Origin of the sequence: Azospirillum melinis (assembly GCF_013340935.1) — a bacterium.
GTDB lineage: Bacteria > Pseudomonadota > Alphaproteobacteria > Azospirillales > Azospirillaceae > Azospirillum > Azospirillum melinis.
Genome location: NZ_WHOS01000001.1, coordinates 308,120 through 332,835, shown reverse-complemented (window position 1 = coordinate 332,835; position 24,716 = coordinate 308,120). Strand labels below are relative to the sequence as shown.

Below are 24,716 nucleotides of genomic sequence, written 5' to 3'. Positions count from 1 at the left end.
CCACGGATATGGCAAGCGGGCCGGAGCCGGGCAATGGGCGGAAGGTGTGGGGTGGGGAAGGCTTTTATGGCTCCTCCACCCCGGTCCTCAGGCCTCAACAGGGATGAGTCTCGCCCCGCCGCACGCAGGTGATCTGCCCCATGATCGCAATGGCGATCTCAGCCGGGGTGACGGCGCCGATCGACAGCCCGACCGGGCCGCGGATGCGCTTCACCTCGACCTCGCTCAGCCCCTCGTCGCGCAAGCGGTCGAGGCGCAGGGCGTGGGTGCGCTTGCTGCCCAGCGCACCGACATAGAAGGCGGGGGACCGCAGGGCGGCGATCAGCGCCGGGTCGTCCAGCTTCGGGTCGTGCGTCAGCGTAACCACCGCGGTGCGGACGTCGGGCTTCAGTTCGGCCAGCGCCTCGTCCGGCCAAAGGTGGTTCAGCTTCACGCCGGGGAAGCGCGCCTCGGTGGCGAAGGCACCGCGCGGGTCGATCACCGTCACGTCATAGCCGGTCAGCGCCGCCACCGGGGCCAGAGCCTGCGCGATGTGCACGGCGCCGACGATCAACAGGCGCATGGCCGGATTGTGGACATGCACGAACAGCCGGAAGCCGTCCTCGTCCTGCGGATCGACCAGCATGCCGGAACGATCCTGGCGGATGCGCCGGCGCACCTCGTCCAGCAGGTCGGGCTCCAGCCCGAAGCCGCCATGCACGGTGTCTTCAAAAACAAGCGTCTGGAGGCCGCTGTTAAGATCGGTCACCAGGGCAGCCGGAATTGCATCGGCTTTCGCCGCGAGCAGCCGGTCCAGAATTTCGCGTTTCATTCCACGGCCTCGACATAGACCTGCACCTGTCCGCCGCAGGCCAGCCCGACTTCCCAGGCCATTTCGTTGGTGATGCCGAAGGACAGCAGACGCGGTTCGCCGTCCTCCATCGTCTTGGCCGCCTCATGCGCCACGGCGCTTTCGATGCAGCCGCCGGACACGGAACCGGCCATGGAGCCGCGGTCGTCGACCGCCATCTGGCTGCCGACCGGCCGCGGCGAGGAGCCCCAGGTCGACACGACGGTCGCCAGGGCCACCCTGCGGCCGGCTGTCCGCCATGCGGCCGCCTGTTCCACGATGTTGTCCGCCATCAGGGTGTCGTTCATCCCGCCGCCTCCTTCAACCAGCGGCGCAAGCCCGGACTACGACGCGGACCGTCGGCCGACAAGGCGCCGGCCAGATCCGCGAGGCTGTTCAGGCTGTGGGCCGCACGAAAATCGTCCACATGCGGCAGCAACGCCCGGATGCCTGAGGATTTCGGCGCAAAGCCTTCCCAGCGCAACAAAGGATTCAGCCAGACGAGCCGCCGACAGCTTTTGTGCAACCGTTCGGCCTCTGCCGCAAGCCCTTCCCCTGCATCCCTGTCCAGCCCGTCGGTAATGAGAAGTACCACCGCACCCTGGCCCAGCACCCGGCGCGCCCAGGTCCGGTTGAAGGCGTGCAGTGCGGTGCCGATCCGTGTGCCGCCCGACCAGTCGGCCACCGCTCCCGACACGGCGTCCAGCGCCACATCGACGTCCTTGTGCCGCAGGTGGCGGGTGATGTTGGTCAGCCGCGTGCCGAAGACGAAGCTGTACACCCGGTCGCGGTCGTTGGTGACCGCATGCATGAAATGCAGCAGCATCCGCGAATAGCGGGTCATCGAACCGGAAATGTCGCACAGCACCACCAGCGGCGGCGGCCGGGTGCGGCGGCGCTTGCGGGCGAGGTCCGACAGGTCGCCGCCGCTGCGCAGCATCCGCCGCAGCGTGGCTCGCGGGTCCACCCGCGGTCCCATCGGGTCGGGGCGGTGGCGCCGTGTGGTGACCTCCGCCAGCGGCAGGGAGAGACGGGTCAGCAGGCGCTTGGCCTGCGCCATCTCCTCCCCCGTCATTTTCTCGAAGTCCTTGTCCTGCAAGCGCTCGGCGGCGGAGACGGTGAAGGAGGCATCGATCTCGATCTCCGTCTTTTCCGGCTCCTCCTGTTCGGTGCCGCTGCCGTGCAGGGCCTCGGCGAGGCGCTGGGCCATTTCCGGCTGGTCGGGCGGCGCCTCCGTCCGCACCTTCGGCAGCATCAGTGACATCATCTTCTTCAGGATGTCGGGGTTGCGCCAGAAGACGTGGAAGGCCTGGTCGAAGAGCTCGCTCTGGTCGTGGCGGTTCACGAAGATGGCGTGCAGCGCCCAATAGAAGTCGGTGCGGTTGGACAGGCCGACCGCCTCCACCGCCTCGACTGCCTGCAAGACCTTGCCCGGCCCGACCGGCAGGCCGGCGGCGCGCAGGGCGCGGGCGAAATGCATCAGGTTGAGGGTGAGGCGTCCGGCCGGCGCGTCGTCCGTCATGATGCGCTCACCGGGCGGTGGTGGCGGCCAGCTCGGTCTTGACCTGGGTCAGGATGCGCGCCGCCTCGCTGCCCTGGATGCGGGCAATGTCGTCCTGGTATTTCAGCAGCGTGCCCAGCGTGTCGTTGATGACGGAGGGCTCAAGTTCCAGCTGGTTCAGCTCGACCAGCGCTTGCGCCCAGTCGAGCGTCTCGGCCACGCCCGGCGCCTTGTAGAGGTCCATGCCACGCAGGGTCTGGACGAAGCCGACCACCTGGGCCGCCAGCCGGGCATCGGCCTGCGGAGCCTTAACCGACAGGATCTCCCGCTCCCGCGCGGCGCCGGGGTAATCGACCCAATGGTAGAAGCAGCGCCGTTTCAGCGCGTCGTGGATCTCGCGCGTGCGGTTGGAGGTGAGGATGACGATGGGCGGCTCCGGCGCATGAACGGTGCCGAATTCGGGAATCGAGACCTGGTAGTCGGAGAGGATCTCCAGCAGATAGGCCTCGAACGGTTCGTCGGTGCGATCCAGCTCGTCGATCAGCAGCACCGGCGGTCCGGCAAGGTCCGGTTCCAGTGCCTGGAGCAGTGGACGCTTGACCAGAAAGCGTTCGGAGAACAGGTCGGCGGCCAGCGATTCGCGGTCCTGCCCGCCGGATGCCTCCGCCAGCCGGATTTCCATCATCTGGCGGGCATAATTCCACTCATAGACGGCGGACGAGGCGTCCAGCCCCTCATAGCATTGCAGCCGCAGCAGCTTGCGGCCGAGCGTCGCCGACAGGACCTTGGCGATCTCCGTCTTGCCGACCCCGGCCTCGCCCTCCAGGAACAACGGGCGCTTGAGCTTCAGCGCCAGGAACAGCGCGGTCGCCAGCGAGCGGTCCGCGACGTAATTGCCGCGGGTGAGTAGCGCCAGCGTTTCATCGACGGAGGCGGGAAGGGAGGTGGTCATCGAAGGCCTTTTGGGGCTGGCCTGCAAATCCGCCTCTCCCCCCTGGGGAGAGGTCGGGCGGCGAAGCCGACCGGGTGAGGGGGGCAGACCCTCTCCCTCGGGGAGAGGGTGGCGCCAAGGGCGCCGGGTGAGGGACTTTGCATTGCTTGGATGCTCCACGCAACGCATCCCCCTCACCCTAACCCTCTCCCCGGGGGGGAGAGGGGACTTTCCCGATCACCCCGCCGCTTCCACCGCGCGCTTCGCCATCACGGTGACGAGGTGGGCGCGGTAGTCGGCGCTGGCGTGGATGTCGGCGTTCAGGCCGTCGGCCTCCACCGACAGGCCGTTCAAGGCTTCGGCACGGAAGTCGGCAGCCAGCGCCGTCTCGAACGCGGTGGCGCGGAAGACGGAGCCGGCGGCGCCGGTCACCGCCACCCGCACCTCCGCGCCGAACTTCGCGACGAAGACGCCGACGATGGCGTAGCGGCTGGCCGGGTTGCGGAATTTGGCGTAGGCCGCCTTGTCCGGCCGGGAGTAGCGGACCGACTTGAGGATCTCGCCCGGCTCCAACGCGGTTTCGAACATGCCGGTGAAGAAATCGTCACCGGCGATGGTCCGGCGGTCGGTGGTCACCGTGGCCTTGAGCGCCACCACGGCCGACGGGTAGTCGGCAGAAGGGTCGGCGTTGGCGATGGAGCCGCCCATCGTGCCCATGTTGCGGACCTGACGGTCGCCGATGCCCTCGGCGAGGCTCGCCAGCGCCGGGATGACCCGCTTGACGAGGTCGGAATGGGCGACCTCCGCATGACGGGTGAAGGCGCCGATCTCCAACCCTCCATCGGCCTCGCGGATGCCCTTCAGTTCCGGAATGGCGCCGAGATCGATCAGGTCGGTGGGACGAGCGAGGCGCTGTTTCAGCGTCGGCAGCAGGGTCTGGCCGCCGCCCAGCAGCTTGGCCTCTTCCGCCTGGATGGCGGTCGCCGCGTCGGCAAGCGATGTCGGCCGTTGGTACGTGAACGCGTACATTCTCTAGCCTCCTTCTTCTTCGGCCGTCTTATTCCGCCGCCATGGCGGGAGTGGCGTCGCGGATCACCCGCCAGACCTTCTCCGGCGTCGCCGGCATGTCCATGTGGGTGATGCCATAGTCCGACAGCGCATCCACCACCGCGTTTATCACGGCGGCGGCGGCGCCGATGGTCCCGGCCTCGCCGCAACCCTTCACGCCCAGCGGATTGTGGGTGCAGGGCTGGTCCTCGTGATAGCGCACGGTGAAGGATGGGACATCGTCCGCCCGCGGCATGCAATAGTCCATGTAGGAGCCGGTGACGAGCTGGCCCGACTCCTCGTCATAGACGCAGTTCTCGTACAGCGCCTGTCCGATGCCCTGGACCAGGCCGCCATGCACCTGCCCCTCGACGATCAGCGGGTTTATGACGTTGCCGAAATCGTCCACCGCGGCGAAGCTGACGATGGTGGTGACGCCGGTATCCGGATCGATCTCCAGCTCGCAGACATGGCAGCCGTTGGGATAGGTAAAGTTCTTCGGGTCGTAGAAGGCCTGCTCGTCCAGCCCCGGTTCCAGTTCGTCGAGCGGGAAATTGTGCGGGACGTAGGCCTGCAGGGCGATGTCGCCGATGCCCAGGCTCTTGTCGGTGCCGGCGACGGTGAAGCGGCCTTCCTTGACCTCGATGTCGGTCTCGGCGGCCTCCAGCATATGGGCGGCGATCTTCTTCGCCTTGCGCTCCACCTTGTCCATCGCCTTCACCAGGGCCGACCCGCCGACCGCGAGCGAGCGCGAACCGTAGGTGCCCATGCCGAAGGGGATCTTGTTGGTGTCGCCGTGGACGATCTCGACATTCTCGATCGGGATGCCGAAGCGCTCCGCCACGATCTGGGCGAAGGTGGTCTCATGGCCCTGGCCGTGGCTGTGAGCGCCGGTGAAGACCGTCACCGAACCCGTTGGATGGAAACGGACTTCCGCGCATTCATAAAGTCCTGCGCGAGCACCGAGCGCGCCGGCGACATTGCTGGGCGCGATGCCGCAGGCTTCGATGTAGGTCGCGAATCCGATGCCGCGCAGCTTACCGCGCGCCTTCGATTCGGCGCGGCGCTGCTGGAAGCCGGGGTAGTCGACCAGCGGCAGGGCGATGTCCAGGTTCTTGGCGAAATCGCCGGTGTCGTATTGCAGCGCCACCGGCGTCTGGTAGGGCATCGCCTCCTTCGGCACGAAGTTGCGGCGGCGGATCTCGGTCTTGTCCATGCCGACCACGCCGGCTGCGACATCGACGATCCGTTCGATCAGATAGCAGGCCTCGGGCCGGCCGGCACCGCGATAGGCATCGACGGGAGCGGTGTTGGTGAAGACCGCCTTGACCTCGGCATAGATCGCCGGGGTCTTGTACTGGCCGGCCAGCAGCGTGGCGTAGAGGTAGGTCGGGATCGACGGCGCAAAGGTGGACAGATAGGCGCCGAGATTGGCCAGCGTCGAGACGCGCAGTGCCAGGAAATTGCCGTCGGCATCCATCGCCAGTTCAGCGTGGCTGACGTGATCGCGGCCATGGGCGTCGGTCAGGAAACTTTCGGAACGGTCGGCGGTCCATTTCACCGGCCGGCCGACCTTGCGCGCCGCCCAGGTGACGACGGCCTCCTCGCCGTAATGGAAGATCTTCGACCCGAAGCCGCCGCCGACGTCGGGGGCCACCACCCGCAGCTTGTGTTCGGGAATGCCCAGCACGAAGGCGCCCATCAGCAGGCGGGTGACATGCGGGTTCTGGCTGGTGGTGGTCAGCGTGTATTCGCCGTTCGACTGTTCGTACTCGCCCATCGCCGCCCGCGGTTCCATCGCGTTCGGGACCAGACGCTGGTTGACCAGATCGATCTTCGCGACATGGGCGGCATTGGCGAAGGCGGCATCCGTCGCGGCCTTGTCGCCCAGATGCCAGTCATAGCAGACATTGTCCGGCGCATCGTCATGGACCAGCGGCGCACCGCCGGCGACCGCGCGGGTGGAGGACCCCACCGCCGGCAGTTCCTCGTAATCGACCACCACCATCTCGGCGGCGTCGCGCGCCTGCTCGCGGGTCTCGGCGATCACCACCGCCACCGCATCGCCGACATAGCGCACGCGGTCGCGCGCAAGCGGGTAATGCGGCGGCTCCTTCATCGGCGAGCCGTCCTTGGAATGGATCTGCCAGCCGCAGGGCAGGCTGCCGACCTTGTCGGCTTCCATGTCGGCCCCGGTCAGCACGGCGACCACGCCCGGCATCGCTGCCGCGTCCGTGAAGTCGATGCCCAGGATGCGGGCGTGGGCGTAGGGTGAGCGCACATGGACCGCATGGGTCATGTTCAGGCGCTTGAAATCGTCGGTGTAATTGCCGCGGCCGGTCAGAAAACGCTGGTCTTCGCGCCGGCGCACAGAGGCGCCGATGCCATTGGGGTTCGCCATCTCGTGTTTCCTCCCACAGGAACGCTGAAGATGCGGAAATGCCTGAACTGCAATCTTTTCTGCTTTGGGCGATTCGCCCTTATTCGGCCGCGACCGGCGTTGCCCGTGCTCCGGCCATCGCTTCGGCACCCGCTTTCACCGCCTTGACGATGTTGTGGTAGCCGGTGCAGCGGCAGATGTTGCCCTCCAGCCCTTCGCGGATGTCAGCCTCGGTTGGGCTAGGGTTCTCGCGGACCAGATCGACAGCGCTCATCACCATGCCCGGCGTGCAGAAGCCGCATTGCAGACCGTGATGTTCGCGGAAGGCGGCCTGCATCGGGTGCAGCGTGCCGTCGGACGCTGCCAGACCTTCGATGGTCGTGACATCCGCCCCGTTGGCCTGGACGGCCAGCGTGGTGCAGGATTTGACCGACCGGCCGTCGACATGGACGACGCAGGCGCCGCATTGGCTGGTGTCGCAGCCGACATGGGTGCCCGTCAGGCCAAGATGCTCGCGCAGGAAGGCGACGAGCAGGGTGCGCTCCTCCACCTCGCGCGAGACCGTCTTGCCATTGACGGTCATCGAAACGGTACAGGACATCGGATTTCCTCCCGCTGGCTGAAGTCTGGCTTGCAGTCGTATGGCGTGCAGTTGGCACTTATCACTGTCGATTGACGCGCCGTCGGCCGAAGCCATGGTGGTGTCCGCTTCGGTCGGCGGTCCTGTGCCACAAGGATAGGGGGTCTCTGCCCTTCGAGGTCAAGGAGCCTGTGCATGGCTTGGCCGAAAGAATGGCATTGCAACCATCGTTATGTCGGATTGTACGTACTGGCGCGCAATTTTGTGGCGCGTTACAGTGGGTTGGGGCTGCCCACGCTCTGTGGGTCCACAAATAAATCCGCCCGGCAACGATCCGGGCACGGCAATGATGACGGGGAGAGCCACCATGAATCGCCCATCTGTGAAGCGTCGCGTCCTGGCCCTGTGCACGGCTGCCGGCCTCGGCGTCAGCCTTGGCCTCGCCGCACTTCCGGCGCAGGCGGAGACCTTCATCACCGTTCTGACCGGCGGCACCAGCGGCGTCTATTACCCGCTGGGAGTGGCGCTTTCCAACGTGTACGGCAAGGCGCTGCCGGGGGCGAAGGTGACGGCGCAGGCGACCAAGGCGTCGGTCGAGAACCTCAACCTGCTCCAGGCCGGGCGCGGCGAGATCGGCTTTACGCTGGGCGATTCGCTGAGCGATGCCTGGAAGGGCAACGAGGAGGTCGGCTTCAAGCAGAAGCTGGACAAGCTGCGCACTATCGCCGCCATCTATCCCAACTACATCCAGGTCGTCGCCGCCAAGGAATCGGGCATCAAGACGCTGGCCGACCTGAAGGGAAAGCGGGTGTCGGTCGGCGCACCGAAGTCGGGGACGGAGCTGAACGCGCGGGCCATCTTCGGCGCCGCCGGCCTGACCTATAAGGATTTCGCCAAGACTGAGTATCTGCCCTTCGGCGAGTCGGTCGATCTGATCAAGAACCGCCAGCTCGACGCGACGTTGATTTCCGCCGGCCTCGGCGTTGCGGCGATCAAGGATCTGTCCTCGTCCCAGGAGATCACCGTCGTCAGCATTCCAGCCGAATTGGTGCAGAAGGTCGGCGATGCCGCCTACATCACCGAAACGATCCCGGCCGGCACCTATCCGGGCCAGACGGAGGCCGTGCCGACCGCCGCCGTCCGCAACCTGCTGGTCAGCCACTCCGGTGTGTCGGACGATGCGGCCTATGCGATGACCAAGACGCTGTTCGAGAATCTCGACGCGCTGGCCGCCGCGCATGTCGCCGCCAAGCAGATCAAGCTCGACCAGACCGCCACCCAGTCGCCGGTGCCGTTGCATCCGGGCGCCATCAAGTACTTCAAGGAAAAGGGCTTAATGTAAAAAACTGACGGGCGGAGAAGCCGTGGTGAGCGCACAGAAAAATCAGGCGGACTCCGAGATCCGCCAGGCCATTGACCGGGAAAATCCGGCGACGGTGGCCGCATTCGAAGGGTTCGACGGGCGGGCGGTCTTCGCCATCGCCGTCGCCTTCTCCGCCTTCCAGATCTGGACCGCCGCCTTCAACCCGGTCTCCACCATGGTGGTGCGGGCGGTCCATGTCGGTTTCCTGCTGCTGATGACCTTCACCCTGTTCGGCTTCCGCCAGACGGCGGAGCGCAGACGGGTTCCCTGGTACGACTGGCTGCTGGGCCTGACCGCCTTCGGCGTCGGCCTGTATCATTACGTGTTCGAGGTCGAGCTGATCCAGCGGGCGGGCGACCCCAACACCACCGACCTGATCGTCGGCACCGTCGCGGTGGCGCTGGTGTTCGAGGCGGCGCGGCGCATCATGGGGCTGGCGCTGCCGATCATGTGCGGGGTGTTCATCCCCTACGCCCTGTTCGGCCGCCATCTGCCCTTCGGGCTCGCCCACCGTGGCTACGACATCGATCAGGTGATCGACAATCTCTACCTGTCGACGGAGGGGCTTTACGGCACGCCGACCTTCGTGTCGGCCAGCTACATCTTCCTGTTCATCCTGTTCGGCGCCTTCCTGGAACGCGCCGGCATGATCAAGCTGTTCAACGACGTGTCGCTCGGCCTCGTCGGCCACGCCAAGGGCGGACCGGCGAAGGTGGCAGTGATCTCGTCAGGCCTGATGGGCACCATCAACGGGTCGGGCGTCGCCAATGTCCTGACCACCGGGCAGTTCACCATCCCGCTGATGATGCGCTTCGGCTATCGCCCAGCCTTCGCCGGTGCGGTGGAGGCCACGGCGAGCATGGGCGGGCAGTTGATGCCGCCGGTGATGGGGGCGGCCGCCTTCATCATGGCGGAAACCATCGGCGTGCCTTACAGCGAGGTCGCCATCGCCGCGGCGATCCCGGCCATCCTCTATTTCGGCAGCGCCTTCTGGATGGTCCATCTGGAGGCGGGGATGCGCAACCTCGTCGGGCTGCCCAAGGACCAGTGCCCCAGCGCGCTGCGGGCCGTGGTGGAGGGTTGGTACCTCATCCTGCCGCTGGCGGCGCTGATCTATCTGCTGTTCTCCGGCTTCACGCCGCTGTTCGCGGGCGTCATCGGCATCGCGGCGACCGCGGCGCTGATCCTTGGCACGACCATCGTCGGCACCATCGGGCCGATGGCGCTGCGCGTCGCCTTCTGGGTCGCGGTCGGGCTGGTGGCCGCCGGACTTTGGAAGCTGGGGTTCCGGACCGAGCATCTGGCCTTCACCATGGTCGTGCTGCTCATCATCCCCTGCCTGCTGTTCAAGGGCGGCCGGCAGACGCTTACGCTGGTGGTGAACAGCATCGCCGACGGCGCCAAGAACGCGGTCGGCGTCGGCGTCGCCTGTGCGCTGGTCGGCGTGCTGATCGGCATGATGACGCTGACCGGGCTGGCGTCCAGCTTCGCCTCGACCATCGTCGACTGGTCGGGCGGCAATCTGCTGGCGGCGCTGGTGCTGACGATGATCGCCTGCATCGTGCTGGGCACCGGCCTGCCGACGACGGCCAACTACATCATCACCGCGTCCATCGCGGCGCCGGCCCTGCTGACCATGGGCGTGCCCCTGATCGTCAGCCACATGTTCGTCTTCTATTTCGGCATCATGGCCGACCTGACCCCGCCGGTCGCCCTGGCGGCACTGGCGGCCTCGTCGATCTGCAAGGCCGACCATATGGAGATCGGCTGGATCGCGACGCGGGTGGCGATGGCGGGCTATGTCGTGCCCTTCATGGCCGTCTATGATCCGGCGCTGGTGCTGCAAGGCGGGAGCTGGCTGGCGGTGGCCTATGTGTTCGTCAAGGCCTGCGTCGCCATCGCCCTGTGGGGGGCCGCGACCATCGGCTTCTTCTGGACGCCGCTGTCTCTGGTCGCCCGGCTCTATGCCGCAGCGGCCTCCTTCCTGTTCATCGTGGCGCTGCCCCTGACCGACGAGGCCGCCTTCGTCATGACCGTCCTGTTCCTGCTGTGGCAGCACCGGCGCCGGAGCGTGCCGACCGCCGCCGCGGCGTGAGGTGAGCGGTCTCTGCCTGTTCGCTCTCGGCGGCGCGCTGCTGGCCTCGCTGCCGGGGGCGGCGTTCACCCTGTCCTGGACCCACTCCATCGAGAAGACGGAGTGGCGGGAGCAGTGGAGCATAGATGCGGGACGCTTGCGTCTGGTGGAGGCACGAATCCGCGGCACCGGTGCGGGCATGGAGCCCGGCCCGGATGCCCGGATGACCGCGGATGGCTGGATGGCCTGGAGGCCGGACCTGCCGCCGCAGGACAGCGTCACGCTGGCGGCATCCGGATTCACCGCAGAGCATCGGCTGTGTGCGGGCGGTAACTGTCGGCCGCTCTCCGGCTGGACGGGGATGGCGGATCGGGCCATCACCCTGCGGGCCTGCCCATAGGGCCGGCGCATACCCGCATACGAAAGTTCGTGTCGTCGCCGCCCCTTCCGGCTTGGCTTACGCTGCGTCAGTCCGCATACTCCCGTTCCTTTCGTCAGCCTATTTTCCGGACCGATGATCAATTCTCCCACGCACCGACGCCGCCCATCCATCCTTCCGACCGCTGTCGGCGTGACGCTCGCCGTCGGCAGCGTGCTGCTGGGCACGCATGGGGTGCAAGCCGCGGAGGTGGCGGCGGAGGTCGCCCATGCCGGCGTGCCGCATCTGGACGGGCGGTTGATGAGTGCGGCGTGGGTGGTACCCTTCGCCGGCATCCTGCTGTCGATCGCGCTGTTCCCGTTGCTGGCGCCGATGGTCTGGCACCATCATTTCGGCAAGATTTCGGCGGCCTGGGCCCTGGCCTTCCTGGTTCCCTTCGCCGCGACCTTCGGGGTCGAGCTCGCCACCTACGAGCTGTTGCACACGGTCCTGCTGGAATACATCCCCTTCATCGTTCTGCTGACCGCGCTGTTCACGGTCGCGGGCGGTGTGCGGCTGGCAGGGTCGCTTGTGGGGACGCCGATGGCCAACACGGTCGGGCTGGCGCTGGGCACCGTGCTTGCCAGCCTGATGGGGACCACCGGCGCCTCGATGCTGCTGATCCGCCCGCTGCTGCGCGCGAACGAGCATCGGCGCCACAAGGTCCACACGGTCGTCTTCTTCATCTTCCTGGTGTCGAATGTCGGCGGGTCGCTGACTCCGCTGGGCGACCCGCCGCTGTTCCTGGGCTTCCTGAAGGGCGTCGATTTCTTCTGGCCGACGGTGCATCTGCTGGCGCCGATGGCCTTCCTGTCGGGCCTGCTGCTGGCGATCTATTTCGCGCTCGACCTCTTCCTGCACACTCGCGACCCGGGCAAGCACCCGCTGATCGAGGGCGTGCACGAGCGCGAACCGATCCGCATCGAGGGCAGCGTCAACCTGCTGCTGCTGATCGCCATCGTCGGCGCGGTGCTGCTCAGCGGCATCTGGCATCCGGGAACGGGCGTCACGCTGTACCATGTGCCGGTGCCGCTGGAGACCATCGTGTCGAACCTGCTGCTGCTTGGCATCACCGGCCTGTCGCTGGCGCTGACCAGCAAGCAGAGCCGCCGCCTGAACGGTTTCAGCTGGGGGCCGATCCTGGAGGTGGCGAAGCTGTTCGCCGCCATCTTCCTGACCATCATTCCGGCCATCGCCATCCTGCGGGCCGGCACCGACGGCGCGCTGGGCGCCATCATCTCCGCGGTGAACGAGGGCGGGAAGCCGAACCCCGCCGCCTATTTCTGGGCGGCCGGCATCCTGTCCAGTTTCCTCGACAATGCGCCGACCTACCTGATCTTCTTCAACACCGCCGGCGGCGACGCAAAGGTGCTGATGACGGATCTGTCGCTGACGCTGACCGCCATCTCGGCCGGTGCGGTGTTCATGGGTGCCAACAGCTATATCGGCAACGCTCCCAACTTCATGGTCAAGGCGATTGCCGAGGAGCGCGGCGTTGCCATGCCCAGCTTCTTCGGCTACATGGCTTGGTCCTTCGGTATCCTGGTGCCCCTGCTGGGGCTCACCACGCTGGTCTTCTTCCTGTAACGGTCCTCAATCTGTAACAGCCGCCGGCGAAACCAATCGTCACCTCCGCCGTTAACCCGCACTGGGGCCGCCTTTCCGTCCGACATCGGACGGGTGTCGCGCGGCGTAACGGCTGGAGGTTGACGTGGTTTCGAAGGGTCTCGGCTGGAACACGGGTGCGGGCTTCAAGGCGGGGCGGCCGATGGCCGCGCCCAGGCAATCCTGCTCGGACCAGATCCCACCGAGCGGGCAGGTTCCATCGGTCTGAGCGGCCGGAGCCTGCGCCATGAGCACGCAGACCAACCCCGGCCACCTCCACTCCCTGACCCCGCTGCGCGGCATCGCGGCCTTGTGGGTGGTGCTGTACCACTACAGCTTCCAGTATTTCCCCAACCTGCATCCCGACAGCTACACGCATCTGGTTCAGAAGGGATATCTGGCCGTCGACCTGTTCTTCATGCTCAGCGGCTTTGTGCTGACGCATGTCTATCACGGCACCTTCACGGACTCGGTCGGCGACAAATACTGGAGCTTCCTGCGGGCGCGCATCGCCCGGCTCTATCCGCTGCATCTGGCGGTCCTGCTGCTGTTCGTGGCGACGGCGCTGGCAGTCCGCGCGGTGGAGTACGCCGCCACCGGCAGCTTCCCGGCAATCCCGCTGAAAGGGGCTGAATCGGTCTGGGCCCTGGTCGCCAACCTGTTCATGCTCCAGGGCCTTTATGCCAGCATGCTGAGCTGGAATTATCCGGCCTGGTCGATCAGCCTGGAGTTCATGGCCTATCTGGTCTTCCCCTTCGCGCTGCCCTGGGTCTGGCGGTCGAGCGGCCGGACGCAGGCCCTGCTGGCGGTCGGTGCGCTGGCGACGCTCTTTGCGCTGGCCTGGGCGACGCAGGACAATCTGAACCAGTGGGACGGTCCGCAGACCCTGCTGCGCTGCCTGCCGGAATTCCTGCTGGGCACTCTGCTCTACAGTGCCTTCCGCAGCGGGCTTGCCGCGTCGGTGCTGTCGAGCGACCTGACGATGGCCGGGGTGGTGGTGGCGATCCTGCTGCTCCTGCACTCCGGCGGGCCGGACCTGCTGGCCGTGCCCCTGTTCGCCCTGCTGATCCTGGCGGCTGTCGCCAATCACGGCCGGGCCGCGGGGATGCTGAATGTCCGGCCGCTGGTCTGGCTGGGGGAGGTGTCCTATTCGCTCTACCTGATCCACGGCTTCGTCGAATATGCCACCACGCGGCTGCTGGGGCTGGGGCTCGGCATTTATGACCGCAAGGCGCTGCCGGGCGGCTGGTCGATGGCGCTCTTGGTGGCGATGGTCACGGCCTGCCTGCTGATGGCCGGCCCGGCCTATCGGCGGATCGAGGTCGGCGGCCGGCGCCTTCTGCGGGACGGACCGCGCTTCGGCCGGCCGACGCTGGCGATGGCGGGCAGACGGGCGGACTGACGCCCAAAAAAATGCGCCCGGGGGCTGAGGCCGCCGGGCGCAAAGGCACAGTACGAAAGAGGTTCATCAGCAGTGATGATGCAATCGGGAGATCGATTGTGGCGCCACCCTGTCACGGATGAACCGCGCCACCCTTGACCGCGGTCAAGCCTGACCGAAAGAGTGGGGCATCAATCCCCCAACGCCGGCTTCGGCAGCGCGCCGCCGATGCCGCTGTCCTCCACCTCCTCCCTTTCCGGCCGGGGTACACGGAACCATGCCGCGTAGAGCGCCGGCAGGAAGAAGATCGTCAGCACGGTGGCGCCGGCCAGACCGCCCATGATGGCGACCGCCATCGGTCCCCAGAACACGCTCTGCGTCAGCGGGATCATGGCGAGGATCGCGGCCGCTGCCGTCAGGGCGATGGGGCGGGCGCGGCGCACCGTTGCCTCCACGATGCTGTCCCAGCGCGACCGTCCGCTGCGGATGTCCTGCTCGATCTGGTCGACCAGGATGACCGAGTTGCGCATGATGATGCCGGCCAGCGCGATCACCCCCAGCATGGCGACGAAGCCGAAGGGCAGGTTGAACAGCAGAAGCGAGGCGGTGACGCCGATCAGACCCAGCGGAGCGGTCAGCAGGACCATGAACACGCGGGAGAAGCTCTGCAATTGCAGCATCAGCGTGGTGACCATGATCAGCAGCATCACCGGCATCATGGCGTTGATCGAATCCTGGCCCTTGGCGCTTTCCTCGATGGCGCCGCCCATGGTGATGGCATATCCGTCTGGTAAGGTGGCGCGCAGGGTGTCGAACTGCCCGTTCAGTTGGGTGCTGACCACCGGGGCCTGCAAGCCGCCGGTCACGTCGCCCTTGACCGTCATCGTCGTCTCGCGCGCCCGGCGCCACAGCACCGGTTCCTCCAGCTCGTAGCGCACGGCGGCGACCTGGCTGAGCGGCACCGTCGTGCCGCGGCTGGTGCGGATGTTCAGCTCGCCCAGGCGGGAGAGGTCCATCCGCTCCTCCGGCGTGGTGCGCAGCAGGACGCCTATCAGTTCCGTGCCCTCGCGGTACTGGGTGACGGACATGCCGTTCAGCAGCAGTTGCAGGGCGTTGGACAGATCCTGCTTCGACACGCCGAGCGCACGCGCCTTGGCGGTGTCCACCTCCAGACGGACGCGCTTCGACAACTCGTCCCAATCCAGATGGACGTTGGCGGTGTTGGGGTGGGCGCGCATGGTGTCGCGCACCTGATAAGCGATCTTGCGGATGGTCGCCGGGTCCTCGCCGGTGACGCGGAACTGCACGGGGTAGCCGACCGGCGGGCCATTCTCCAAGCGGCCGATGCGGACGCGGGCGGCCGGGAAGTCGGAGTCCAGCGTCGGCTCCAGCCGCTGCATGAAATGCTCGCGCTCCTCCAACCCCTTGGTCATCACCATGAACTGGGCGAAGTTGGCGGTTTCCAACTGCTGGTCGAGCGGCAGGTAGAAGCGCGGCGACCCGCCGCCGGTGTAGGCGACCCAGTAATCGACGTCCGGGTCCTTGGCCAGCACCGCCTCCATCCGCTTGACCTCGGCGGCCGTCGCCTCGAAGGAGGAACCTTCGGCAAGCCGGATGTCGATCAGCAGCTCCGGCCGGCTGGCAGACGGGAAGAACTGCTGCTGGACATGGCCGAAGCCGACGAGCGCGGTGACGAAGGCCGCCACCGTCACGCCGATGGTGACCCAGCGTGCCCGCACGCAGGCCTCGATCATCCCGCGCAGGATGCGGTAGGCGCGGGTGTCGTAGATGTCCAGCTCGTGCCCGTCCGGCACCACATGCTTGGGCTTGGGCAGCAGCAGCCAACCGAGATAGGGGGTGAAGATCACCGCCACCACCCAGGACAGCAGCAGCGACAGCGCCACCACCCAGAAGATCGAGTTGGTGTATTCGCCGGCGGCCGAGGCCGCGAAGCCGACCGGCACGAAGCCGGCGGCGGTGACGATTGTGCCGCTCAGCATCGGGAAGGCGGTCGAGGTGTAGGCGAAGGCGCCGGCCTTCAGCCGGTCCCATCCCTGTTCCATCTTCACCACCATCATCTCCACCGCGATGATGGCGTCGTCGACCAGCAGTCCAAGCGCGATGATGAGGGCACCCAGCGAGATGCGCTGCAGGTCGATGTGCAGGATTTGCATCGCCACCAGCGTCATCGCCAGCACCAGCGGCACCGCCAGCGCCACGACGATGCCGGTGCGCCAGCCCAGGCTGACGAGGCTGACCAGGATGACAATGCCCAGCGCTTCGGCCAGCGATTCCATGAATTCGCCGACGGAATGTTCGACCACCTTCGGCTGGTCGGCGACCTGAGCAACCTCCAGCCCGACCGGCAGCTCGGCGCGGACCTTCTCCATCGCAACGTCGAGATGTTCTCCCAGCTTCAGCACGTTGCCGCCCTTCGCCATGACCACGCCCAGACCGATGGCGTCGCGACCGTTGTAGCGCAGCGTGTAGCGCCGCGGTTCGACATAGCCGCGCTTGACCTCCGCCACGTCGCCGATGGTCAGCAGCCGGCCGCCGCTTTCGACCGGAATCGCGCGCACCGCCGCTGCGGTGTCGAGGCCGAGATCGAGGCGGACATAGACGCGCTGAGATCCGGTATCGACATCCCCGGACGCGGCGATGGCGTTCTCGCGCTGGAGTGCCTGGATCACCGAATCGACCGGCAGACCGAAGCTGGCGAGCCGCTGGCTGGAGATCTCGACATAGACGCGCTCCTCCTGCGGGGCGATCAGGTCGATCTTCTCGACACCCGGCAGTTTCAGCAGGCGGGCGCGGGCCTGTTCGGCCACCTTCTTCAGCTGGGCAGGGGTGAAATCCTCGCCCATGAAGGCGTAGATGCCGGAATAGACATCGCCGAATTCGTCATTGAAGAAGGGGCCGACCACGCCGTCCGGCAATGTGTGGCGGATGTCGCCGATCTTCTTGCGCACCTGATACCACAGGTCCGCCACCAGCTTCGGCGGGGTGGAGTCCTTGAGCTGGACGAAGATCACCGATTCACCCGGCTTTGAATAGCTGCGGGCGACGTCGTAATAGGGGACCTCCTCCAGCTTCTTCTCGATGCGGTCGGTGACGAACTGTTCGACCTCGCGCGCGGTGGCGCCGGGCCATTGGGTGCTCACCACCATCACTTTGAAGGTGAAGGACGGATCCTCTGCCCGGCCCAGGGTCTTGTAGGCGAGCGCCCCGGCCAGCACGCTGGCGAGCATCATGAAAAGCACCAGCGTGCGGTGGGCCAGCGCCCAGGCCGACAGGTTCATGCGGGAGTGGTTCATCGCGCCGGCTCCGTCCAGACACGGACCTTCTGGCCGGCGTCGAGCTTGTGGACGCCGGCGGTGACGACGCGCTCGCCGTCCTTAAGCCCGCCTCCGATCAGCGCGAGGTCGCCGGCATAGGCGGCAACGGTGACGGGGCGGAGTTCCAGCCGGTCGTCCGGTGCGGACAGAACCCAAACCGCCGGCTTCTGCTCCCGCTGTGCCAAAGCGCTCAGCGGCAGGCGGGCGATGGGGGCGCCATGGTCGGCGGCGGCGATGACGGTCGCGGTCATGCCGAGCTGGACCGTGGTCGGTGGATCGGTCAGCGTGATCTTGGCCTGGAAGGTCCGGGTGTTGGCGTCGGCGCTCGGCGAGACCTCGCGCAGGCTGCCGGCGATGCTCTGGCCCGGATGCGACCACAGCTCAACCGCCAGTTTCTGGCGGGGCAGGGCGGCGACGCTCTGCTCGGGGATGTTCGCCACCGCCTCCAGGCTGCCCAGCCGGGCGACGCGCAGCGCGGTCTGGCCGGACGCGACGACCTGTCCCGGCTCGATCAGCGTCGCGGTGACGATGCCGGCCTCGTCAGCGACCAGCGTGGCATATTGGGCGGAGTTGTCGAGGACGCGCAGCTGCGCCTCCACCTCGCGCACCTTGGACTCCGCCTTGTCCAGCGTGGTCTTGCGGCGGTCGTATTCCTGGCGGGTGGTCCATTCGCCCTGGCGCAGGCTGGCGTAGCGCTGGAAATCACTGCGGGCGTTGGCCGCATCGGCCTGCGCCGAGGCGAGCTGTGCCTGCGATGCGCGGATCTGCAATTGAAGATCGGTGGGGTCGAGGTGGGCCAGCGGCATGCCGGGTTCGACGCGGGTGCCGACCTCCACCAGCCGGGCGGTCACCTTGCCGCCGACGCGGAAGCCGACATCGGCCTCCACCCGCGGGCGGATCACCGCCGGGTAGCGTACGCTGTCGACCAGCGGTTCCAGCGTGACGGTGGCAACGCGGACCGGCCGCACCTCTGCTTCCGCCGGAGTGGAGGCGGACTGCGTTTCGTTGCAGCCGGTAAGCAGGCCCGCCACCGTCAGAAGCGCCGTTGTCGCCATGACGGCGGACGCAAGCCACCTTTCGCGGAACAGGGCCATACCACGTCTCCCCACTGGACTGGACTGTATCGTACTGTTACCGTCCTACTCCGGCCCCTAGCCAACGTCAAGAGTGAACGGTACAGTTCAGTGCAGTCATCGGAGCAGAAAGCGTCCCACCCCGCCCCATCCCTCGACGCGAAGGCGGAACAGATCGTCGCCGCCGCGCGGGAGGTGTTCCTGGAACTCGGCTATGCCGCCGCGTCGATGGATCAGGTCGCGCAACAGGCTCGAGTGTCCAAAACGACGCTCTACACCCGCTTCCCATCGAAGGAAGAGCTTTACACCGCCGTGATCTCCGCCGAGTGCGAGCGGCGCGGCTTGCGCTTTGCGCCGGAGATGTTCGACGGGATGCCGTTGCGCGATGTCCTGATCCAGGTCGGCCGCCGTTTCACCGACCTGCTGTGGTCGGATGCCGCAATCCGCGTCCATCAGGCGGTGGTGGGGGAGGCGACGCGGATGCCGCTCGCCGCCCAGCTCTATTTCCAGGCGGGACCTGAGCAGGGGATCGCCAATTTCGTCGCCCTGTTCACCCGGCTGAACGACCGCGGTGCAATCGCCACCGACGATCCGGCCTTCGTCGCCCGGCAGTTCCTGTCCGCCATGCAGGGGGGCGCTTATTGCCAGCTTGTACTCGGCCTCTGTCCGGTACCGACGGAGGAGGAACGCCATGCCTTCGTCGACAAGGCGGTTGACCTGTTCCTGCGCGGCGTTGCGCCTGCTACACCCTGACCGTTACCGATGTCTGTGATGGAAGAGTAGTCCATGTCCGCCTGCCCCTGCGGTTCCGGCCGCGAGTTCGATCAGTGCTGCGGCCCCATCCTGGCGGGGGAGCCCGCCCCCAGCGCGGAAGCGCTGATGCGGTCGCGCTACACCGCGTTCGTCCGTCGCGACATTGACCATATCGAGCGGAGCTGCGTGCCGGAAACCCGCGCCACCTTCAGCCGTGCCGATGTGGAGCGGGTGGCGGATGAATGCGACTGGGGTCCGCTGACCGTCATGAAGGCGGAGGAAACCGGCGACGACGGGATGGTCGAGTTCTTCTTGACCTTCCACCGCGATGGCGAGGAGTGGCCTTTGCACGAGCGGTCGCGTTTCCGCCGCATCGGCGGTCGCTGGTTTTACGTCGACAGCGTCCTGAACCCGAAGGACCCGCCGCGCCGCGTGGTGAAGGTCGGCCGCAACGATCCATGCCCCTGCGGCTCGGGGAAAAAGCACAAGGCCTGCTGCGGGCGCTGACCGACGCCCGCAGCGGTCACCCCTCAGCTGATGCCGAGATAGCGTCCCGGCTTGTGGTTGATCGCCAGCGTGACGTTGACGATGGTCGCGCCCAGCACCGACAGCAGAAGCCGGTCCGGCGCCAGGACGAAGAAGGCGCCGGCCAGGATCGCGAAATCGACGCCCAGCTGGAAATAGCCGGCGCGGATGCCGTAGGTCTCCTGCAGATAGATCGCCAGGATGTTGACACCGCCCAGACCGGTGCGGTGGCGGAACAGCATCAAGAGGCCGGTGCCGCATAGGCCGCTTCCAACCACGGTGGCATAGACCGGGTCCAGGTGGGTGAAGCCCACCCACTGGTCGGTCAGGCGCGAGAACAGCGTCACCAGCGCCACGGCGGTGAAGGTGCGCGCGGTGAATTTCCAGCCCAGCCGCTTCCAGGCCAGCCAGTAGAAGGGCAGATTGATCGCGAAGAAGATGATGCCGAACTGGACCTTGGTGACATAGCTCAGCAGCAGCGCCAGCCCGGCCGTGCTGCCGGTCAGCAACATCGTCTTGGAATAGATCAGCATGCCCAGCGCGATGAACAGCGTGCCCATCAGCATGGCGAGCGCGTCTTCATAGAGCTGGTGACGCTCCACCGCGGCGGGTGGAGCCTGGAGGGTCGCGGCCATCGTCTTCTGTCCCCGGATCAAACCAAAGGGCTCAGCGGAGAGCGGCGAACTTCGCCACCACATCGTCAACCTCGGCCGTCTTCAGGCCGGCGATGTTGATGCGGCCGGAGGTCGGCATGTAGATGGCATGGTCGGCGCGCAGGCGCAGCACTTCCGCCTCGGTCAGCGGCAGCAGCGAGAACATGCCCTCCTGTGCCGCTACCGCGGCCAGGGCGGGGAAGGCGCCGGCCAGACCGGCAGCCAGCTTGCGGCGGATGCCGGCGATGCGGGCGCGCATGACGTCCAGTTCCGCGGCCCAATCGGCGGTCAGGGCGGCGTCGCTCAGGATGGTTCGGACGACGGCGGCGCCATGGTCGGGCGGCATCGAATAGCTGGTGCGGGCCAGCGCCATCAGGTTGGACTTGGCGAGGTCGGCGGCGGCCGGCGCCGCGGCGACGGCGAAGATGGCGCCGGTGCGCTCACGGTAGAGGCCGAAGGACTTGGACGAGGACACGGCGACCAGCGTTTCCGGCACGACCCCGATCAGGTGGCGCAGCCCCTCGGCATCCTCATCCAGACCGCGACCGAAGCCCTGATAGGCAAGGTCGACCAGCGGCAGGACGCCGCGCTTCTCCAGCACCGTCGCCAGTTCCTTCCACTGGTCGAGCGACAGCGGCGCGCCGGTCGGGTTGTGGCAGCTGCCGTGCAGCAGGGCGACGTCGCCGGGCTGTGCCGTCTCGAACGCTGCGATCATGCGGTCGAACAGCACGGTCTGGCTGGCGGTGTCGAAGAAGGGATAGCTGACAACCTCGAGGCCGGCGGCGGCGAAGATGCCGACATGGTTCGGCCAGGTCGGCTGACCGACCAGCACCCGCTTCGACCCGCCGCGCAGGACGAGGTCGGCCGCCAGCCGCAGCGCGCCCGACCCGCCGGGGGTCTGCACGCCGGCCGTGGCAACCTTGGTTTCGGCGGCTCCGCCGACCAGCGACCACAACCGCTCCAGATAGCCGGCGTCGCCCTCCAGCCCCAGATAGGCCTTGCTGTCCTGCCCGTCGAGCAGCAGCCGTTCCACCGCTTTCACCGCACGGAAGACCGGGGTGCGCCCCTCCTCGTCCCGGTAGACCCCGACGCCGAGATCGACCTTGCCCGGCCGCGGATCCTGCTTGTACAGCCCGATCAGGGCGAGCAGGGCATCGTCGGGCTGGCGGGAAAGCGCGTTGAACATGGCGGTTCGTCCGGTCCTTGGTGATGGGGAAGGCAAGGGTGGCAGCCGGCTGGTCCGGCCGCTGCGATCCTCCACTTTCACGGCCTCCGGGACAATGATGAATTCATATCGTCTGATACGCTTAAGCATTGCGACAATTTGCAATGGCAGCAATTGCCGGGCATCCTTTGCCGGGGAAGGAGCAGTCAGATCGATGACCGATTTTCAGAAGACCCGCGCCCGCTTCCGTATTCCGGATGGCGTGATCTATCTCGACGGCAACTCGCTGGGGCCGCTGCCCATCGGGGTGGAGGAGCGGGTAGCCCGGACCCTCGCCCAGGAATGGGGCGGTCAGCTGATCCGCGGCTGGAACAGCGCCGGCTGGATGGTGCAGCCCGGCAAGGTCGGCGACCGCATCGCCCGGCTGATCGGCGCGCCGTCCGGCAGCGTCGTGGTCGGCGACACCCTGTCGATCAAGGTTTATCAAGCGCTGGCCGCGGCACTGGCGATGCGGTCCGACCGCCGGGTGATCCTGTCCGACAGCGGCAACTTCCCCACCGACCTCTATATGGCGGAAGGGCTGATCGAGACGCTGGGCCGCGGCCATGTCCTGAAAATGGTGGCGCCGGAGGAGGTGGAGGGGGCAATCGGCGAGGATGTCGCCGTCCTGATGCTGACCCAGGTCGACTACCGGACCGGCCGGCTGCACGACATGGCGGTGCTGACCGCCAAGGCCCATGCGGCGGGGGTGGTGACGGTGTGGGACCTCGCTCATTCCGCCGGTGCGCTGCCGGTCGATCTGGCCGGTGCAGAGGCAGACTTCGCGGTCGGCTGCACGTACAAATATCTGAATGGCGGACCGGGCGCCCCGGCCTTCATCTATGTCGCCCCGCAGCATGCGGCGACGGCGCGGCCGGCCCTGTCCGGCTGGATGGGGCATGAGGCGCCCTTCGCCTTCGATCCCTCCTATCGTCCCGGCGCGGGGGTGGAGCGCATGCGCGTCGGCACGCCGCCGGTGATCGCGCTGGCGGCACTCGACGCAGCGCTGGATGTGTGGGACGAGGTCGAGATGGCCGACGTCCGCCGAGCCTCCACTGCGCTGTGCGACCTGTTCATCGGATTGGTCGAGGCGCAGTGTCCGATGCTGGAGCTTGCCTCCCCGCGTGACGGCAACCGGCGCGGCAGTCAGGTGTCGTTCCGCCATCCGCAGGGCTACGCCATTATGCAAGCGCTGATCGACCGCGGCGTGATCGGCGACTTCCGGGCGCCGGACGTGCTGCGTTTCGGCTTCACCCCGCTCTATATCGGCGAGGCGGAGGTGCGCGGCGCGGTCGATGTGCTTAAACAGGTCATGGATGGCGGGCTTTGGGACCGGCCAGCCTATCACAGGAAGGCAATGGTGACATGAGCGGGCAGGATGCGAAGACGCCTTACGATCCGGCGGCGGAGGGTGCCGAGATGGCCTTCGACGGGCGGATGTCCTATGGCGACTATCTGCAGCTGGACCGCATCCTCGGTGCGCAGACTCCACGCTCCACCGCCCATGACGAGATGCTGTTCATCGTCCAGCACCAGACGTCGGAGCTGTGGATGCGGCTGGCCGTCTATGAGATCCGCGCTGCCCGTGAAGCGATTCGCGAGGACCGGTTGTCTCCCGCCTTCAAGATGCTGACCCGCGTCGCCCGCATCTTCGAGCAGCTGAACTCGGCCTGGGACGTGCTGCGGACGATGACGCCCAGCGAATACACCCGGTTCCGCGACGATCTTGGACAGTCCTCCGGCTTCCAGTCCTACCAGTACCGGGAGATCGAGTTTCTGCTGGGCAACCGCAACCCGGCAATGCTGCGCCCCCATGCCCATCGGCCGGACATCCATGCCCTGCTGGAACAGGAGCTGTCCCGTCCCAGCCTGTATGACGAGGCGCTGCGCCTGCTCGCCCGCAACGGCATTCCGGTTCCGGCCGAGGTGCTGGAACGCGACGTGTCGCAGACCCACCAGCCCCATGACGGAGTGACCGAGGCATGGCGGGTCGTCTACCAGTCGCCCGAAGCTCATTGGCCGCTCTACGAGCTTGCCGAGAAGCTGGTCGATTTCGAGGATTACTTCCGGCGCTGGCGCTTCAACCATGTTACGACGGTGGAACGGGTGATCGGCTTCAAGCGTGGCACCGGCGGGACCGGCGGCGTGTCCTACCTGCGCAACATGCTGGCGGTGGAGCTTTTCCCGGAACTCTGGCGGGTGAGGACGGTGCTGTGACGGGACTGCGCAGGATCACGGATTGGGACGACGCCTACAGCAACGGCGCCCACATCCCCGGCGGCGACGCCTACCCCGCACGCTGGGCGGAGCGGGCCGCGGCCTTCCGGACCGAACTCGCCGCCGCCGGACGGACGGAACTGGACCTGCCCTATGGCGAGGGAGAGCGGGAACGCTACGACCTGTTCCGGCCGGAGGGAGCCGCCAAGGGCACCGTGGTCTTCGTCCATGGCGGATATTGGATGGCCTTCGACAAGGGGCGCTGGTCGCATCTGGCCGCCGGGCCGCTTGCGCAGGGATGGGCGGTCGCCATGCCCAGCTACACGCTGTGTCCCGAGACACGGATCGCCGGCATCACCCGGCAGATGGCGCGGGCGGTGGAGGTCATCGCGGGGGCGGAGCCCAGGCCGTTGCGCCTGACCGGCCATTCCGCCGGCGGCCATCTGGTCAGCCGGCTCGTCTGCGCGGACGCCCCGCTGTCGGACGATGTCCGGGCGCGGGTGGAACATGTCGTCTCCATCAGCGGGCTGCACGACCTGCGCCCGCTGCTCAACACCCGCATGAACGCCACGCTGCGCCTGGACGAGGTAGAGGCCGTGGCGGAAAGCCCGGCGCTGCTGCGCCCGCAGCCCGGCGTCGGCATCACCTGCTGGGTCGGTGCCGACGAGCGGCCGGAGTTTGTCCGCCAGACGGAACTGCTCGCCAACATCTGGCTTGGGCTGGGAGTGGCGACCGGGTTGCGGCTGGCCGCCGGGCGGCATCACTTCGACGTCATCGACGATCTGGCCGACCCGGACTCCGATCTGGTCGCGGCGTTGCTTGGCTTTTAGGGTGTTCCACCGGGCGG

At 67.1% G+C, this 24,716-nt stretch carries 21 protein-coding genes; 10 read left to right on the top strand and 11 right to left on the bottom strand.

Annotation, left to right across the window (positions count from 1 at the left end; translation table 11 throughout):
- Positions 1 to 94: 94 nt before the first annotated feature.
- The 7 genes from GBZ48_RS01470 to GBZ48_RS01440 form a co-directional block, all read right to left on the bottom strand.
- On the bottom strand, positions 95 to 811 hold the full coding sequence (locus GBZ48_RS01470; protein WP_174469353.1) for an XdhC family protein: 717 nt from the start codon (positions 809 to 811) through the stop codon (positions 95 to 97).
- Complete coding sequence (locus tag GBZ48_RS01465; RefSeq protein WP_174469352.1) at positions 808 to 1,137, bottom strand: XdhC family protein; 330 nt, start codon at positions 1,135 to 1,137, stop codon at positions 808 to 810. Before GBZ48_RS01465 ends, GBZ48_RS01470 begins: the two co-directional genes overlap by 4 nt.
- Positions 1,134 to 2,351, bottom strand: coding sequence for a vWA domain-containing protein (locus GBZ48_RS01460; RefSeq protein WP_174469351.1), 1,218 nt, complete (start codon positions 2,349 to 2,351; stop codon positions 1,134 to 1,136). The genes GBZ48_RS01465 and GBZ48_RS01460 overlap by 4 nt, the downstream gene beginning before the upstream one ends.
- A 7-nt stretch (positions 2,352 to 2,358) precedes the next feature.
- A complete protein-coding gene (locus GBZ48_RS01455; RefSeq protein ID WP_174469350.1) occupies positions 2,359 to 3,282 on the bottom strand; it encodes an AAA family ATPase in 924 nt (307 codons plus the stop codon).
- Positions 3,283 to 3,498: 216 nt separating this feature from the next.
- Positions 3,499 to 4,290 carry an FAD binding domain-containing protein gene (locus GBZ48_RS01450; protein WP_174469349.1) on the bottom strand — a complete coding sequence of 264 codons (792 nt, stop codon included), beginning with the start codon at positions 4,288 to 4,290 and terminating at the stop codon, positions 3,499 to 3,501.
- Between the two features lie 28 nt (positions 4,291 to 4,318).
- A complete protein-coding gene (locus tag GBZ48_RS01445) occupies positions 4,319 to 6,709 on the bottom strand; it encodes a xanthine dehydrogenase family protein molybdopterin-binding subunit (protein ID WP_174469348.1) in 2,391 nt (796 codons plus the stop codon).
- Positions 6,710 to 6,788: 79 nt separating this feature from the next.
- On the bottom strand, positions 6,789 to 7,289 hold the full coding sequence (locus tag GBZ48_RS01440; RefSeq protein ID WP_174469347.1) for a (2Fe-2S)-binding protein: 501 nt from the start codon (positions 7,287 to 7,289) through the stop codon (positions 6,789 to 6,791).
- A 346-nt stretch (positions 7,290 to 7,635) separates the two neighbouring features.
- On the opposite strand from GBZ48_RS01440, the gene GBZ48_RS01435 reads away from it, so the two are divergent.
- From GBZ48_RS01435 to GBZ48_RS01415, 5 genes are all read left to right on the top strand, one after another.
- Positions 7,636 to 8,610, top strand: a complete 975-nt coding sequence (locus tag GBZ48_RS01435) for a TAXI family TRAP transporter solute-binding subunit (protein ID WP_174469346.1) — start codon at positions 7,636 to 7,638, stop codon at positions 8,608 to 8,610.
- A 25-nt stretch (positions 8,611 to 8,635) separates the two neighbouring features.
- Positions 8,636 to 10,726, top strand: coding sequence for a TRAP transporter fused permease subunit (locus GBZ48_RS01430; protein ID WP_174469345.1), 2,091 nt, complete (start codon positions 8,636 to 8,638; stop codon positions 10,724 to 10,726).
- 1 nt (position 10,727) lies between these two features.
- Positions 10,728 to 11,105: a DUF1850 domain-containing protein gene (locus tag GBZ48_RS01425; RefSeq protein ID WP_174469344.1), complete on the top strand. Its 378-nt coding sequence runs from the start codon at positions 10,728 to 10,730 to the stop codon at positions 11,103 to 11,105.
- 171 nt (positions 11,106 to 11,276) lie between these two features.
- Positions 11,277 to 12,710, top strand: a complete 1,434-nt coding sequence (locus GBZ48_RS01420; RefSeq protein WP_343049088.1) for a sodium:proton antiporter — start codon at positions 11,277 to 11,279, stop codon at positions 12,708 to 12,710.
- A gap of 265 nt (positions 12,711 to 12,975) precedes the next feature.
- Positions 12,976 to 14,130, top strand: coding sequence for an acyltransferase family protein (locus GBZ48_RS01415; RefSeq protein WP_174469342.1), 1,155 nt, complete (start codon positions 12,976 to 12,978; stop codon positions 14,128 to 14,130).
- A gap of 170 nt (positions 14,131 to 14,300) precedes the next feature.
- Here the strand turns inward: GBZ48_RS01415 and GBZ48_RS01410 are convergent, their stop codons facing one another.
- Both GBZ48_RS01410 and GBZ48_RS01405 read right to left on the bottom strand, forming a co-directional pair.
- The gene (locus tag GBZ48_RS01410; RefSeq protein ID WP_174469341.1) at positions 14,301 to 17,423 is read right to left on the bottom strand and encodes an efflux RND transporter permease subunit; all 3,123 of its coding nucleotides are present in this window, start codon (positions 17,421 to 17,423) and stop codon (positions 14,301 to 14,303) included.
- Complete coding sequence (locus GBZ48_RS01405; protein WP_174469340.1) at positions 17,420 to 18,538, bottom strand: efflux RND transporter periplasmic adaptor subunit; 1,119 nt, start codon at positions 18,536 to 18,538, stop codon at positions 17,420 to 17,422. The genes GBZ48_RS01410 and GBZ48_RS01405 overlap by 4 nt, the downstream gene beginning before the upstream one ends.
- A 90-nt stretch (positions 18,539 to 18,628) precedes the next feature.
- Here GBZ48_RS01405 and GBZ48_RS36645 point away from each other — a divergent pair, with 90 nt between their 5' ends.
- Together GBZ48_RS36645 and GBZ48_RS01395 are read left to right on the top strand one after the other, a co-directional pair.
- A complete protein-coding gene (locus tag GBZ48_RS36645; protein WP_174469339.1) occupies positions 18,629 to 19,270 on the top strand; it encodes a TetR/AcrR family transcriptional regulator C-terminal domain-containing protein in 642 nt (213 codons plus the stop codon).
- Positions 19,271 to 19,303: 33 nt separating this feature from the next.
- Positions 19,304 to 19,777 carry a YchJ family protein gene (locus GBZ48_RS01395; RefSeq protein WP_174469338.1) on the top strand — a complete coding sequence of 158 codons (474 nt, stop codon included), beginning with the start codon at positions 19,304 to 19,306 and terminating at the stop codon, positions 19,775 to 19,777.
- A 23-nt stretch (positions 19,778 to 19,800) separates the two neighbouring features.
- Here the strand turns inward: GBZ48_RS01395 and GBZ48_RS01390 are convergent, their stop codons facing one another.
- Both GBZ48_RS01390 and GBZ48_RS01385 read right to left on the bottom strand, forming a co-directional pair.
- Entirely contained in the window at positions 19,801 to 20,430 is a 630-nt protein-coding gene (locus GBZ48_RS01390; RefSeq protein ID WP_109447066.1) for a YitT family protein, read from the bottom strand.
- A gap of 31 nt (positions 20,431 to 20,461) precedes the next feature.
- Entirely contained in the window at positions 20,462 to 21,634 is a 1,173-nt protein-coding gene (locus tag GBZ48_RS01385) for an amino acid aminotransferase (protein ID WP_174469337.1), read from the bottom strand.
- A 193-nt stretch (positions 21,635 to 21,827) separates the two neighbouring features.
- Here GBZ48_RS01385 and kynU point away from each other — a divergent pair, with 193 nt between their 5' ends.
- From kynU to GBZ48_RS01370, 3 genes are read left to right on the top strand one after another with little or no spacing between them, the layout of a single operon-like run.
- Positions 21,828 to 23,021 carry a kynureninase gene (gene kynU / locus GBZ48_RS01380; protein WP_174469336.1) on the top strand — a complete coding sequence of 398 codons (1,194 nt, stop codon included), beginning with the start codon at positions 21,828 to 21,830 and terminating at the stop codon, positions 23,019 to 23,021.
- The gene (kynA, locus tag GBZ48_RS01375) at positions 23,018 to 23,869 is read left to right on the top strand and encodes a tryptophan 2,3-dioxygenase (protein WP_174469335.1); all 852 of its coding nucleotides are present in this window, start codon (positions 23,018 to 23,020) and stop codon (positions 23,867 to 23,869) included. The genes kynU and kynA overlap by 4 nt, the downstream gene beginning before the upstream one ends.
- Positions 23,866 to 24,699 (top strand): alpha/beta hydrolase fold domain-containing protein, encoded by an 834-nt coding sequence (locus GBZ48_RS01370; protein WP_174469334.1) that lies wholly within the window; start codon positions 23,866 to 23,868, stop codon positions 24,697 to 24,699. The genes kynA and GBZ48_RS01370 overlap by 4 nt, the downstream gene beginning before the upstream one ends.
- Positions 24,700 to 24,716: the final 17 nt, after the last annotated feature.

Coding starts and splice junctions, on each gene's coding strand:
- GBZ48_RS01410 (WP_174469341.1), bottom strand. CDS start 17,423: ATGAACCACTCCCGCATGAACCTGTCGGCCTGGGCGCTGGCCCACCGC.
- GBZ48_RS01405 (WP_174469340.1), bottom strand. CDS start 18,538: ATGGCCCTGTTCCGCGAAAGGTGGCTTGCGTCCGCCGTCATGGCGACA.
- GBZ48_RS01390 (WP_109447066.1), bottom strand. CDS start 20,430: ATGGCCGCGACCCTCCAGGCTCCACCCGCCGCGGTGGAGCGTCACCAG.
- kynA (WP_174469335.1), top strand. CDS start 23,018: ATGAGCGGGCAGGATGCGAAGACGCCTTACGATCCGGCGGCGGAGGGT.
- GBZ48_RS01460 (WP_174469351.1), bottom strand. CDS start 2,351: ATGACGGACGACGCGCCGGCCGGACGCCTCACCCTCAACCTGATGCAT.
- GBZ48_RS01445 (WP_174469348.1), bottom strand. CDS start 6,709: ATGGCGAACCCCAATGGCATCGGCGCCTCTGTGCGCCGGCGCGAAGAC.
- GBZ48_RS01395 (WP_174469338.1), top strand. CDS start 19,304: ATGTCCGCCTGCCCCTGCGGTTCCGGCCGCGAGTTCGATCAGTGCTGC.
- GBZ48_RS01415 (WP_174469342.1), top strand. CDS start 12,976: ATGAGCACGCAGACCAACCCCGGCCACCTCCACTCCCTGACCCCGCTG.
- GBZ48_RS01470 (WP_174469353.1), bottom strand. CDS start 811: ATGAAACGCGAAATTCTGGACCGGCTGCTCGCGGCGAAAGCCGATGCA.
- GBZ48_RS01455 (WP_174469350.1), bottom strand. CDS start 3,282: ATGACCACCTCCCTTCCCGCCTCCGTCGATGAAACGCTGGCGCTACTC.
- kynU (WP_174469336.1), top strand. CDS start 21,828: ATGACCGATTTTCAGAAGACCCGCGCCCGCTTCCGTATTCCGGATGGC.
- GBZ48_RS01435 (WP_174469346.1), top strand. CDS start 7,636: ATGAATCGCCCATCTGTGAAGCGTCGCGTCCTGGCCCTGTGCACGGCT.
- GBZ48_RS01450 (WP_174469349.1), bottom strand. CDS start 4,290: ATGTACGCGTTCACGTACCAACGGCCGACATCGCTTGCCGACGCGGCG.
- GBZ48_RS01385 (WP_174469337.1), bottom strand. CDS start 21,634: ATGTTCAACGCGCTTTCCCGCCAGCCCGACGATGCCCTGCTCGCCCTG.
- GBZ48_RS01440 (WP_174469347.1), bottom strand. CDS start 7,289: ATGTCCTGTACCGTTTCGATGACCGTCAATGGCAAGACGGTCTCGCGC.
- GBZ48_RS01465 (WP_174469352.1), bottom strand. CDS start 1,137: ATGAACGACACCCTGATGGCGGACAACATCGTGGAACAGGCGGCCGCA.